The 11,673-nt window shown below is 66.3% G+C and carries 12 protein-coding genes; 9 read left to right on the top strand and 3 right to left on the bottom strand.

Features of this window, described 5'->3' with window-relative positions; translation table 11 throughout:
• Positions 1 to 275: 275 nt before the first annotated feature.
• Positions 276 to 533 (bottom strand): hypothetical protein, encoded by a 258-nt coding sequence (locus NTCA1_RS06710; protein ID WP_159829452.1) that lies wholly within the window; start codon positions 531 to 533, stop codon positions 276 to 278.
• A 231-nt stretch (positions 534 to 764) separates the two neighbouring features.
• Here NTCA1_RS06710 and NTCA1_RS06705 point away from each other — a divergent pair, with 231 nt between their 5' ends.
• The 4 genes from NTCA1_RS06705 to NTCA1_RS06690 all read left to right on the top strand — a co-directional run bounded on the left by NTCA1_RS06705 (position 765) and on the right by NTCA1_RS06690 (position 4,859).
• The gene (locus NTCA1_RS06705) at positions 765 to 1,217 is read left to right on the top strand and encodes a hypothetical protein (protein ID WP_236549134.1); all 453 of its coding nucleotides are present in this window, start codon (positions 765 to 767) and stop codon (positions 1,215 to 1,217) included.
• Between the two features lie 2 nt (positions 1,218 to 1,219).
• Positions 1,220 to 2,590, top strand: a complete 1,371-nt coding sequence (locus NTCA1_RS06700; RefSeq protein WP_159829450.1) for a M1 family aminopeptidase — start codon at positions 1,220 to 1,222, stop codon at positions 2,588 to 2,590.
• A 51-nt stretch (positions 2,591 to 2,641) separates the two neighbouring features.
• Positions 2,642 to 3,109 carry an SRPBCC family protein gene (locus NTCA1_RS06695; protein ID WP_133083698.1) on the top strand — a complete coding sequence of 156 codons (468 nt, stop codon included), beginning with the start codon at positions 2,642 to 2,644 and terminating at the stop codon, positions 3,107 to 3,109.
• A gap of 82 nt (positions 3,110 to 3,191) precedes the next feature.
• Positions 3,192 to 4,859 (top strand): M28 family metallopeptidase, encoded by a 1,668-nt coding sequence (locus NTCA1_RS06690; protein WP_159829448.1) that lies wholly within the window; start codon positions 3,192 to 3,194, stop codon positions 4,857 to 4,859.
• 192 nt (positions 4,860 to 5,051) lie between these two features.
• On the opposite strand, the gene NTCA1_RS06685 is transcribed toward NTCA1_RS06690, so the two are convergent.
• A complete protein-coding gene (locus NTCA1_RS06685; protein ID WP_159829446.1) occupies positions 5,052 to 6,560 on the bottom strand; it encodes an AarF/ABC1/UbiB kinase family protein in 1,509 nt (502 codons plus the stop codon).
• A 93-nt stretch (positions 6,561 to 6,653) separates the two neighbouring features.
• Here NTCA1_RS06685 and NTCA1_RS06680 point away from each other — a divergent pair, with 93 nt between their 5' ends.
• Positions 6,654 to 7,238 carry a septal ring lytic transglycosylase RlpA family protein gene (locus tag NTCA1_RS06680; protein ID WP_133083695.1) on the top strand — a complete coding sequence of 195 codons (585 nt, stop codon included), beginning with the start codon at positions 6,654 to 6,656 and terminating at the stop codon, positions 7,236 to 7,238.
• A 59-nt stretch (positions 7,239 to 7,297) separates the two neighbouring features.
• On the opposite strand, the gene NTCA1_RS06675 is transcribed toward NTCA1_RS06680, so the two are convergent.
• On the bottom strand, positions 7,298 to 7,750 hold the full coding sequence (locus NTCA1_RS06675) for a globin domain-containing protein (protein WP_159829444.1): 453 nt from the start codon (positions 7,748 to 7,750) through the stop codon (positions 7,298 to 7,300).
• A 94-nt stretch (positions 7,751 to 7,844) separates the two neighbouring features.
• Here NTCA1_RS06675 and NTCA1_RS06670 point away from each other — a divergent pair, with 94 nt between their 5' ends.
• The 4 genes from NTCA1_RS06670 to NTCA1_RS06660 all read left to right on the top strand — a co-directional run bounded on the left by NTCA1_RS06670 (position 7,845) and on the right by NTCA1_RS06660 (position 11,670).
• On the top strand, positions 7,845 to 8,258 hold the full coding sequence (locus NTCA1_RS06670; RefSeq protein ID WP_159829442.1) for an Rrf2 family transcriptional regulator: 414 nt from the start codon (positions 7,845 to 7,847) through the stop codon (positions 8,256 to 8,258).
• Positions 8,259 to 8,336: 78 nt separating this feature from the next.
• A complete protein-coding gene (locus NTCA1_RS28440; protein WP_201282422.1) occupies positions 8,337 to 8,495 on the top strand; it encodes a hypothetical protein in 159 nt (52 codons plus the stop codon).
• Positions 8,496 to 8,757: 262 nt separating this feature from the next.
• Positions 8,758 to 10,917, top strand: a complete 2,160-nt coding sequence (locus tag NTCA1_RS06665; protein ID WP_159829440.1) for a M3 family metallopeptidase — start codon at positions 8,758 to 8,760, stop codon at positions 10,915 to 10,917.
• Between the two features lie 243 nt (positions 10,918 to 11,160).
• Positions 11,161 to 11,670, top strand: coding sequence for a GNAT family N-acetyltransferase (locus NTCA1_RS06660; protein WP_159829438.1), 510 nt, complete (start codon positions 11,161 to 11,163; stop codon positions 11,668 to 11,670).
• Positions 11,671 to 11,673: the final 3 nt, after the last annotated feature.

The raw sequence follows: 11,673 nt of genomic DNA, 5'->3' as shown, positions 1-11,673 counted from the left end.
CCGCCGCCATGCTCATGCTACGCCGTTTGGCTCGGTCAGCGTGAGTTTCGAAACCGACTCTAAGCAATCGGTGAGGAATCTAATTGCTGATTGGCGCCACATTTTTGCCGCGCCTCCATCCTGACCTCCAAACGCATCCGGCATCACTGATGAGGCCGTAAAATCATCTAGCGAAGCTGCGATTAAGCTGATTTGCGCAGGAATGCTGGGCTCTATCACTGTATCTTCCAGAAGGTTGAAGGCTCCTCTTATTACTCAAAACGAAGTACGTTGAATCATTCGCCGTCCGCTTGATCCTTAATTATCCGACTGCTTTCGGAAAGTTCGTGCGGCTGCGATGATGCCCGTAAAGGGGCGGAAGCTGCCGCTCGATAAAAGGCAGAAAAAACGGGTTCGCGCGGAGGCGCAAAGGTGTCGCGTGACGCCTCGAACTCTTTCATCATTTCAGCGGTGAGGAAAACGCGCCGATGGAAAAGAAAGCTGCGCTGCCGCGAGCGGACATCTTTGCGCCTCCGCGCCTCTGCGCGAACCATTCTGCTTTTCCTAGCCGGGCCCTAGGCCCAGCACGCTCCCGCAATGTCCGCCATGAGCGTGTCCAAAACAGCAGCCGGCCCTTACTCGAAACCAATCCACCTGCCTCAGGCCAAACCCACCTCGTCGCGCGGGAGCACTGCTCGTCGCATCCCGGTTTGCATCCGCCTCGCCGCCTCGACAAGGAGCGGGAAGATAACCCGGGGACGGAGACGAGAATAATGAGGGGTCCGATGATGCGTCCGGCCAGGTCGCTGCGGCGCATGTTGCTGGTGCTGGGCACGGCGGTGCTTTCCGCGCAGGCCTTTTCGGGCACGGCCCATGCCGACGATCCCAACGATCGCATGACGCCCGAGGATATCGCCCGCGATTCCGCGATCATCCGCAAGCTCAATCGCGACCAGCTGGACTATGTCCGCAAGCGCGACGCGCAGTATGCCTCGGGCTGGAAGGCCTATCGCGACAGTCATGGCGGCGATGACGAGGATGACTATTCCGGCGTCGATTATGCCGACGACGACAAGGGGCATAACCGGGACATGGCGGACTACAAGGCGGGCAGGCGCGAATATGCCGGTCAGTCGCGCGCCTATGCCCAAGCCCGCCGCGACTACGAGGCTGACCTCGCCCAGTGGCGCCGCGACGTGGCCGCCTGCCGCGCGGGAGACTATTCGCGCTGCGAATGAGCATGCCGCGCCGCAGGGCTTCATGGCCGCTTCTTTGCGCCGCGATCGCCCTCCCTTGTTCAGCAAGCGCAGCGCCGGCGGACGGGGAGATTGCGGGTGAGGGTTTCGAAGTCACCCGCTACGCGCTTGCGCTGACGCCGGATATGGCAGGCGGCACGATCGCCGGGCGCGAGATCGTATCGCTGCGCGCGACCCGCGAGGGCCTGAAGCGGCTCATTTTCTCCGGCAACGGCCTCAGCATCGACAGCGCCCGTCTGGACGGCGCGCCGGTCGCGCAGCGCCGGGGGGAAAAGACGCTTGCCTTCGATCTCGTCCGGCCGCTGGCGCGGGGCCGCACGGTCAGGCTGGAACTGACCTATCACGGACGGCCCGCGCGCGGCCTGGCCGCTTCGGCGACGGGGCTCTACACCAGCTATTTCGCCTGCGACTGGATGATCTGCGCCCAGGACAAGTTCGGAGAGAAGGCCGCCTTCTCGCTCGACCTCAGCGTGCCCGCCGGGATGCAAACGCTCTCGCTCGGCCGCCGCACGGCCGTTCGGCCCGGGCCGGACGGCCGCGAGATCCATCGCTGGCAGGCCCCTCGCCCCTATTCCGCCTATCTCTACGGCTTCGCGGTGGGCCGCTTCGCCCGCGCGAATGCGCGGGTCGGCGGGGCGGAACTCGCCCTCCTCTCCGACGTGGCCGGTGAAACCGAGTTGAAGCGCCGGTTTGCGGAAACGCCCGCGATGGTCCGCTTCCTTTCCGGCAAGGCGGGCCTGCCGCTTCCGGTGCGGACCTATAGCCAGCTTCTGGTGGAAGGCGGCGAAGCGCAGGAAGCCGCGACTTATTCGGTGCTCGGCAAGGATTCCCTGCCTTCAGGTGACGCTGTGCCCGAAGAGGACTGGGCGATCGTTCACGAACTGGCCCATCAATGGTGGGGCAATCTCGTTACTTGCGAGACGCTCCGGGATTTCTGGCTCAACGAGGGGATCACGACCTTCATGACCGCGGCCTGGAAGGAGCATCGCTACGGCCGCGCCGCTTACGATGCGGAACTCAGGGTGGCGCGCGCCCGGCTCGACCGGGCCAGAGCGCTGGGTTTCGACAAGCCGCTGGCCTGGGCAGGCCGCTACCCCTCGCTGGGCGCGCGGCGCGCCGTTCAATATGGCAAGGGCGCGCTGTTCATGGCCCATCTGCGCGAGCAGCTTGGCGAAGCGGCGTTCTGGTCGGGCCTGCGCCGCTACACCCGCGCCCATGCAGGAGGCACCGTCACCAGCCGCGACTTGCAGGCGGCGATGGAAGCGGCCAGCGGACGCGACCTGGCGCCGCTGTTTGGCGAGTGGGTCTATGGCAGCAACCCCGAACAAACCGCCGCTCCGCAATCTCACCCATAGGAGAACGGCGCCTGCGGGTTCATAAGCGGGGGGACCTGAGGGAGACGAGCGATGAAGCCGAAGTTCACCGTTGCCGGGCGGATCGCGAAGCCTCTGTCCGAAGTGTTCGAAGCGGTGGTCGCGCCGGGCGTGCTGTCCGAATACTTCACCACCGGCGGCGCTGCCGGGCGGCTGGAGACCGGCAGCGTCGTCACCTGGGATTTCCACGACTTTCCCGGCGCCTTTCCCGTCCATGTCGTCGAAGTGGTGCAGGACCGGCATATCCTGCTGCGCTGGGACGGCGAGGCGGATGCCGTTCTCCCCGATGTCGAGGGCCGGAACCGCACGCTGGTGACCTTCGCCTTCGAGGCGCTGGACGACGGGCGCACGCTCGTGCAGATCAGCGAGGAAGGCTGGTCGGACACGCCCGAGGGCCTCAAGGCCTCCTACGGCAATTGCGAGGGCTGGACCGGCATGCTGGCGGCGATGAAGGCCTGGCTGGAGCACGGCGTGAAGCTGCGCGAGGGGTTCTACAAGTAGGCGGCGATGTTCGTCGTCCCGGACCTGATCCGGGACGACGCGCCCCTTGCCTCCCCTGCCCCGGTCCCTAAAAGCGCAGATCATGAAGACTTCGCTCCTCCTCGCGCCGCTCGCCGCGCTGCTCGCCACCACCGTGTCTCACCCCGCCATCGCCCGGGAGGCCATAGACGGCGACCGCATGGTGGCCGACGTGAAGACGCTGGCCTCCGACACGTTCGAGGGCCGCGCGCCGGGCACCGTGGGCGAGGAGCGCACGATCGGCTATCTCATCGCCCGCTTCCAGGACATCGGCCTCCAGCCCGCCGGGCCGGACGGGCAATGGGTGCAGAAAGTGCCGCTGCTCCACACCACCCTGGGCGCGCCGAAGACGCTGGCCTTCAGCGGGCCGAAGGGGGCGATGCCGGTCACGGTCGCCAAGGACATCTATCTTTCCACCCTGCGGCCCGACGACAGCGCGCGCATCGCCGGCGCGCCGGTGGTCTTCGTCGGCTACGGCGTGAACGCGCCGGAACGCGGCTGGGACGACTTCAAGGGCATGGACCTCAAGGGCAAGGTCGTCGTCTTCCTCATCAACGACCCGGATTTCTACGCAAAGAAGGGCGAGCCAGTCGCGGGCAAGTTCGGCGACCGGACGATGACCTATTACGGCCGCTGGACCTACAAGTTCGAGGAGGCCGCCCGCCAGGGCGCCGTGGGCGCGCTGATCGTGCATGACACGGCGGGCGCGGGCTACGGCTGGAACGTCGTCACCAGCCCGGGCGGCGAGAACTACGATATCGTGCGCGAATCCGACAAGCTCACCAGCCTTGCCCTCCAGGGCTGGCTCTCGGGCGAGGCAGCGACGCGGCTGTTCGCCTCGGCCGGGCTGGATCTTGCGAAGCTGTCGGCTTCCGCCCGCCGCCCGGACTTCCGGCCGGTCGCGCTCAAGGGCGTCACTTTCGATGCCGACGTGCCGGTGAACCATCAGGAAGTCATGAGCCACAACGTGCTGGCCCAGATCCCCGGCACCACGCGCAAGGACGAAACGGTGATGTTCGGCGCGCACTGGGATGCCTACGGCAAGGGCGCTCCCGACGCGCAGGGCCGCATCTACCGCGCGGGCGCCAACGACGACGGCGTCGGCATTGCCGCCCTCTTCGACATCGCCCGCGTCATGAAGGCGGCCCCCGCGCCGCAGCGCACGGTGGTCTTCGCCGCCTGGACCGCCGAGGAGCGCGGGCTGCTGGGCTCGGAATTCTATGCCGCCAATCCGGTCTTCCCGATGGAGAAGACCGTCGCCAACCTCACCATCGACGTGCTCCAGACCGCCGGTCTCGCCAATGACGTGACCCTGATCGGCAAGGGGCAGGACACGCTGGAGGACGACATGGCCCGCATCGCCGCCACGCAGGGGCGCCGGGTCACGCCGGAAAGCCTGCCGGAACGCGGGCTGTTCTACCGCGCCGACCACTTCTCCTTCGCCAAGCGCGGCGTGCCGGTGATGCTGATGATGGGCATTGCCGGAGCCTCGGACCTCAAGCAGGGCGGCGTCAAGGCGGGGCAGGCCTGGATCGATGCCTATACCGGCCAGTGCTATCACCAGGCCTGCGATGCCTGGTCGCCCGACTGGAAGATGGAAGGCGCCGTGCAGGACGTGGAACTGGTCCGCACGATGGGCGAGGAACTGGCGAACTCGGCGCAGTGGCCGCAGTGGAAGGCCGGCTCCGAGTTCAAGGCCGCGCGGGACAAGTCGGACGCGGTAAGGAAGTAAGCCTACCTCGGCGTCCAGCCCCCTACCTCGCGTCCCCCCACCTCGTCATCCAGTCCCCACCTCGTCATTGCGAGCATAGCGAAGCAATCCAGGGCGGCTCTGCGCCCGCTCTGGATTGCCGCGTCGGCTTCGCCTCCTCGCAATGACGAAGTTTTTGGGAACTTGCGGCGTGGCATTGGGACGACCGAGGCCTTAGAACCAGTGAACAATCAAGCCCGCCGCCGCATGGATCACCACCGCGCCGCCGACCAGCCATCCCGCCAGCCTGACCGCCCGCGCCGTGCCTTCGTCGCGGGCGGGCGGTAGCGGCGCTTCCATCCGCACCGCCGCCGCGCGCAGGAAGCGCGGCGCTTCCTCGGCCACCCGCGAGAGTTCGAGCAGCGCGGTCTCCAGCTTGTCCGGCGCGGCAAGGCGCTGGAGGCGCGAGGCGACCAGCCTGCCGCGCATCCGCCCGAGCGCTTCCGACAGGTCGAAGTCCGGTGCGATCCCGGCCAGCACGCCGTCCATCGTCACCATCGCCTTGAAGATCAGCACGAGGTCGGGCGGCAGCACCAGCCCTTCCTGCCGCAGCAGCGGGAAGAAGTCCGCCACCATCGCGTTCAGCACCAGCGCCCCGGTGCCATGCCGCGCGACGAGGCGCTCCGAGGCGCGCAGCAGTTTCTCGCGCGGGACTTCGCCGTCCTGCGACCATGTCGCCAGCATGTCCGCCACGCCGCCGGGATCGCCGCTGCGCAGGGCGAGGATGAACGTCAGGAATTCGTGCTGGCGGCGCGGGCTGACGAAGCCCACCGAGCCCAGATCGAGCAGCGCCAGCCGGTCCCCGGAAAGACACAGGAGATTGCCCGGATGCGGGTCGGCATGGAAGCGCCCATTGACCAGCACCATCTCCAGCACCAGTTCCGCCCCCAGCGAGGCGATGCGCGAGGGATCGATCCCAGCCGCCCGCAGCGCCTCGGGATCGCGCGGGGGAATGCCCTCCACATAGTCCATGACCAGCACCTGCTCGCCAGTCCACTGCCAATGGATGCGCGGCACGTCCACCCGCTCCAGCGACGCGAGATCGGCGCGCAGCAGGTCGGCGTTGCGGCCTTCATTGGCGAAATCGAGTTCGTCGAGAATCTCGCGCCCCAGCTGCTCGATCATGGCGGAGGGCTTCATCCGCCGCACGACGAGACTGCGCGCCTCGGCCAGCGCGGCGAGATGGCGCATCAGCCGCAGATCCGCCTCCATCCGCGCGCGAATGCCGGGTCGGCGGATCTTCACGACGACTTCGGTGCCGTCATGCAGACGCGCGCGGTGGACCTGCGCGATCGAGGCGGCGGCCAGCGGCTCGGTATCGAAACGGGCGAAAGCACTTTCGGGCGCTTCGCCCAGCGCCGCTTCCACGTCTCCGCGCAACTGGTCGAAAGGAATGCGCGGGGCATCGCTCTGAAGCTGCTCGAAAGCGGCGATCCACGGATCCGGCAGAAGATCGCGCCGCGTGGCCAGGATCTGGCCGAGCTTCACATATGTCGGCCCGAGCGCTTCCAGCGCCTTGCGCGTCCGCGTCGGCAAGTCGCGGGGTTCGGCGCTCTCTTCAGGCTCACCCTCCCCGATCCCGAGGCGCACCCCCAGCGCGTCCAGCCCGAAGCGGGCGATCACCGCCGAGACTTCCGCCATCCGCCCGCGATCGCGCGCGGCCACGGCTATCGACTTGAACATGCCTGACTCCTTCGACCCTGCACAACCTGCCGTAACGCCGCGAAGTTCCTCCTACCATGGACAGGACGGCGCATCGGAGGCTAGTCCCCCCGCATGAGCGGCAGTTTAACGGCGGTGCTGAGGCCCGCATTCGCAATCCTCCTCACCGCGGCGCTGGCAGCCTGCGGCGGGGGCACGAAATTCCGCCCCGTCAGCGACACCCCGGTTCGCGTCGGGCCGCCGTACAAGGTACGCGGCAGCACCTACACCCCCGCCGCCGAGCCCGGCTACGACATGCTCGGCTATGCCACCTGGTACGGCAGCGAATCCGGCAACCAGGTCGCCAACGGCGAACGGTTCCGCCCCCAATGGATCACCGGGGCGCACAAGACGCTGCCCCTGCCCAGCTACGTCGAAGTGACCGCGCTCGATACGGGCCGCCGCATCCTGGTGCGGGTCAACGATCGCGGACCTTTCGGGGAAAGCGCCCGGATCATCGACCTTTCGCGCGGGGCGGCCGAGGCGCTGGGCATCCGGGGCAAAGGCAAGGCGGCCGTGCGCGTGCGCGTGGTGGACCCGGCCGAAAAGGACCGCGCCGCCCTGCGCAAAGGCAAGGCCGCAAAGGACCTGCCGCCGATCTCGGGCGCAACGCTGGCGAACCTGCAATCGCAGTTCGAGAGCGGCGTCGGCACGCGCTAGAACAACGGAAGCCCGCAGAACAACGTCGTCCCGGACCTGATCCGGGACGACGTGTCAGGTCAGGCCGCTTCCAGCTCCGCGTAGGCTGCGGCTTCCTTGCCTATGAGGATATCGGCCAGGAACCAGTAAGCCTCGCCCCAGGCAGCAAGCACTTCGTCGGTGGCCACCTCGGCGCCCAGCACTTCGCGGATGGCAGGCAGCAGCGCCTCGGCCACCAGCGGATAGTGCTCGGCCTTCACGCCGGTATCGACATGGCGCTGCACCATGCGCGCAACCGCGCCCGTCAGGTTCTGGAGCTTGTCGACATTCTGGGCATAGCCGAGGATCGCCGCTGCCAGACGACGCGGCTGCTCTCCCGATTCCTGGGCGGCCTGATCAAACATGGCGCGCACCTCGGCATTCTCGAACAGGCGGGCGTACATGCGCGTGGTGATCTCCACCCCGTGCTGCTGGAGCGCGGGCGCGGTGGCCTTGATCGTGGCGACGGTCTGTTCGCTGAGCGGAGCGGCCATTCGATTCGTCCTTTTTAAAGATGCAAACTGGATGCATCTATACGCCGATCTAAAAAGATGTAAACAAGCTGCATCATTTATCGGAGAAGCCGCCTTGCGCCTGACCGCGCACACCGACTACGCCTTGCGCATCCTGCTCCACGCCGCCGTGGAACCCGAGCGGCTGTTCTCGATCGCCCAGGTGGCCGAGGCCCATGCGATCTCGCGCAACCATGCGATGAAAGTGGTGAACCTGCTCGGCAATGCGGGCCTGCTGGAGACGGTGCGCGGCCGGAACGGCGGATTTCGCCTCGGCCGCCCGGCAGGTACGATCACGCTGGGAGAAGTGGTGCGGCTGACCGAACCGAACATGAGCCCGGCAGACTGCGGCAATTGCCTGCTCCAGGGTGCCTGCGGGCTGACGGCCCTGCTGCGCAAGGCCATGGGCGCCTTCCTGTCCGAACTGGACGCGCATACGCTGGCCGATGCCGCGAACGGAACCCGGCTGCCTTTTCCCTTGCTCGCCTAAAACGGTCGCCGAAAAACCCTCCCACAGGGGAACTTTCCCCGCCCCGCCGCGTTTCTCCTCCAAAGAGGAGAGCCTGAAATGAATATCGGAGCCGAAATTCCGTTTCGCCGCAGCCGTTTCGCGCGCAAGACGGGATCGCTGATCCTGGATCGCCAGCGCGAAGAGCACCGCCGCGACCATGAAGACGGCACCGATTCCATGCTGGTGTGGACCAACGGTCGCTTCCGGTCGAACTGACCGGACCGATTCCCCCTGTCGGAGCGACCGAACGGCGCGCCGGAGCGTAACTTGATTACGCTCCGGCGCGAATTCGTGTGCGCCTGGAAATGTCGCATACGTCATTTGCGCAAGGTGCTTCCACAGACCTGACCTGTGCTTGCAAGCCCCGGTCATCTGCGCTTCAACCCTGCTCCTCGATTACCTCGGCAGCCTATCGCGACGCCCCAGGGAGGCGCCGCGATTTCCCTACCTGACTGCCGAAGCCAGGAGAAAAACGAAGATGAAGACCCGGCTCATGGCCGCCGCCGCGCCGTTCGTGCTTGGCGCCGCGCTGCTTGGAGGATTTTCCGTGACGGCGCATGCGACGACTGCTGAAAAGACCGCTGCGACCTATAGCGGCCCCTTCGCCAAGCCCAGCACGCTGCCGTTCCATGCCCCGGACTTCACCCAGTACAAGGACGCCGACTGGCAGCCCGCCATCGAAGCCGGCATCGCCGCCAAGCGCGCCGAGATCAAGGCGATCGCCGCCAACAAGGCCAAGCCCAGCTTCGAGAATACGATCGTCGCGATGGAACGCGCCGGTACGCTCTATGACCGCGCCTACAACGTGTTCAGCCAGCTGACCTCGGCCAATACCAGCGATGCGCTCGACGCCATCGACACCGCCATGAGCCCGAAGATTTCCGCGCTCAACGACGATATCTACCTCGACGACGCCCTCTTCGCGCGCGTCAAGGCCGTCCATGACAGCGCGGAAGGCAAGGCCCTGACCGGCGAGGACGCCATGCTGCTGGCGACGACTTATGACAAGTTCGTCCATCGCGGCGCCCTGCTCTCGGCCGCGCAGAAGGTCGAGCTGAAGGCGATGAACCTCGAGATCGCCAAGCTCGAAACCGCCTTCTCGCAGAAGCTCACCACGGCCACCGCCGCCAAGGCGCCGATCTTCGACAGCGCCGCGCAGCTGGACGGCCTCTCGCAGGCCGAGATCGCCGCCGCCGCCAAGCTCGCCGCCGACAAGGGCCATGCGGGCAAGTTCATGCTGGCGCTGGACAACACCACGCAGCAGGCCGCGCTCACCAGCCTCAACAACCGCGCCAGCCGCAAGATCCTGTGGGACGCCAGCGTGAACCGTACCTCGGGCGCCGACGCTTACGATACCACCGCGATGGTCACCCAGATCGCCACCTTGCGCGCGAAGAAGGCCAGGCTGGTCGGCGCCCCGGACTTCGCAACGTACCAGATGTACGACCGCATGGTGAAGACGCCCGCCAAGGCGATGGAATTCATGAAGGGCTTCGTCCCCGCCCTGCGCGCCACGCAGGACCGCGAGGCCGCCCTGCTCGAAGCCGCCGCCAAGGCCGATGGTCAGGCCATCAAGCTGGAGCCCTGGGACTGGTCCTACTACGCCGAGAAGGTGCGCAAGGCGAAGTACGATCTCGATGAAAACCAGATCAAACCCTACTTCGAAGTCTGGCGCACGCTGGAAGACGGCGTGTTCTACGCCGCCAACAAGACCTACGGCCTGACCTTCAAGCGCCGCACCGACCTGCCGGTCTATCATCCGACCATGCGCGCCTACGAAGTGTTCGATGCCGACGGATCGTCGCTGGCGATCTTCTACTACGATCCCTTCGCCCGCTCCAACAAGCGCGGCGGCGCCTGGATGAACAACTACGTCGAGCAGTCCTACCTGCTCGGCGAGAAGCCGGTCGTCAGCAATACCCTGAACATCGCCCCGCCGGCGGAAGGCCAGCCCGCGCTGGTCAGCTTCGACAACGTGGAAACCATGTTCCACGAATTCGGCCACGCGCTGCACGGCTTCTTCGCCAGCCAGAAGTACCCCTCGCTCTCGGGCACCAATACCGCACGCGACTTCGTGGAGTTCCCCAGCCAGTTCAACGAGAACTTCGCGACGATCCCGGAAGTGCTGAACCACTACGCCAAGCATTACCAGACCGGCGCGGCGATCCCGCCCGAACTGATCGCCAAGATCGAGGCCGCCAAGACCTTCAACCAGGGCCTTGGCCTGGGCGAGACGCTGTCTGCGGCGATGCTCGACATCCAGTGGCACCAGCTCTCGCCGGAAGAAGCCGCGCAGCCGCCGATGGCCTTCGAGGCCAAGGCACTGGCGGCGACCGGCCTCAACACCGACATGATCCCGCCGCGCTACAAGACGCCGTATTTCCGCCATATCTGGGACAACGGCTATGCCTCGGGCTACTACTCGTACATCTGGACCGAGATGCTCGCACATGACGGCTGGGACTGGGTGGTCAAGCACGGCGGCATGACCCGCGCCAACGGCGACCACATCCGCAAGACCTTCCTCGGCCAGGGCCACACCAAGGACTTCGCGGAACTCTACCGCGACTTCACGGGCCATGATCCCGAAGTCCAGCCGATGGTGGAAGCACGCGGTCTGGCGCCGAAGGCGAAGTAAGCGGTCGGTCGGAAATCCGCCCTAGGCGGATTTCGGCGGCACCAGCCCTCTCCCCCACCCGACCTCCCACTAGTGTATCCTGATGGGAGGTCGGGTGGGGGAGAGGGCTGGTGCCGCCAAAAATGCCCACCGGGCATTTTTCAAGCAAACACAACACGCCGCCGTTCCCGCGAGGGGACGGCGGCCTTGTTTTTGGCAGGCGAGATGGTAGCAGCCCGCCATCCGATCTTGAAAAGGTGCCGAATGGACATTCGCGACGCCGTTCCGGCCGATGCCGAGGCGATTACCTCGATCTACAACGACGCGGTCGTCAACACGACGGCGATCTGGAACGATACCCCGGTCGATGCCGCCAATCGCATCGCCTGGCTGGCTGACCGGGCGCGGCAGGGCTATCCGGTGCTGGTGGCGCTGGATGAGGACGGCACCGTCGTCGGCTATGCCTCGTTCGGGGACTGGCGCGCCTTCGACGGCTATCGCCATACCGTGGAGCACTCCGTCTACGTCCGCGCCGACCAGCGCGGCGGCGGCATCGGCAAGGCCCTGATGATCGCGCTGATCGACCGCGCACGCACAATCGGCAAGCATGTCATGGTCGCGGGGATCGAGGCGGGCAACAGCGGCTCGATCGCCCTGCACGAGAAGCTCGGCTTCGAACATACCGGCGTGCTGCGGCAGGTCGGCATGAAGTTCGGCGCCTGGCTGGACCTTGCCTTCATGCAGCTCACGCTGGACGATCGCGAGAAACCGTAAGTT

Origin of the sequence: Novosphingobium sp. TCA1 (assembly GCF_009811895.1) — a bacterium.
Taxonomy (GTDB): domain Bacteria; phylum Pseudomonadota; class Alphaproteobacteria; order Sphingomonadales; family Sphingomonadaceae; genus Novosphingobium; species Novosphingobium panipatense_A.
The sequence above is the reverse complement of the archived record's forward strand: the minus strand, read 5'-3'. Positions and strand labels throughout refer to the sequence as shown.

Excerpts from the sequence above, each read along its gene's own strand:
- NTCA1_RS06710 (WP_159829452.1), bottom strand. The coding sequence starts at position 533 with ATGGTTCGCGCAGAGGCGCGGAGGCGCAAAGATGTCCGCTCGCGGCAG.
- NTCA1_RS06705 (WP_236549134.1), top strand. The coding sequence starts at position 765 with ATGATGCGTCCGGCCAGGTCGCTGCGGCGCATGTTGCTGGTGCTGGGC.
- NTCA1_RS06700 (WP_159829450.1), top strand. The coding sequence starts at position 1,220 with ATGCCGCGCCGCAGGGCTTCATGGCCGCTTCTTTGCGCCGCGATCGCC.
- NTCA1_RS06695 (WP_133083698.1), top strand. The coding sequence starts at position 2,642 with ATGAAGCCGAAGTTCACCGTTGCCGGGCGGATCGCGAAGCCTCTGTCC.
- NTCA1_RS06690 (WP_159829448.1), top strand. The coding sequence starts at position 3,192 with ATGAAGACTTCGCTCCTCCTCGCGCCGCTCGCCGCGCTGCTCGCCACC.
- NTCA1_RS06685 (WP_159829446.1), bottom strand. The coding sequence starts at position 6,560 with ATGTTCAAGTCGATAGCCGTGGCCGCGCGCGATCGCGGGCGGATGGCG.
- NTCA1_RS06680 (WP_133083695.1), top strand. The coding sequence starts at position 6,654 with ATGAGCGGCAGTTTAACGGCGGTGCTGAGGCCCGCATTCGCAATCCTC.
- NTCA1_RS06675 (WP_159829444.1), bottom strand. The coding sequence starts at position 7,750 with ATGGCCGCTCCGCTCAGCGAACAGACCGTCGCCACGATCAAGGCCACC.
- NTCA1_RS28440 (WP_201282422.1), top strand. The coding sequence starts at position 8,337 with ATGAATATCGGAGCCGAAATTCCGTTTCGCCGCAGCCGTTTCGCGCGC.
- NTCA1_RS06665 (WP_159829440.1), top strand. The coding sequence starts at position 8,758 with ATGAAGACCCGGCTCATGGCCGCCGCCGCGCCGTTCGTGCTTGGCGCC.
- NTCA1_RS06660 (WP_159829438.1), top strand. The coding sequence starts at position 11,161 with ATGGACATTCGCGACGCCGTTCCGGCCGATGCCGAGGCGATTACCTCG.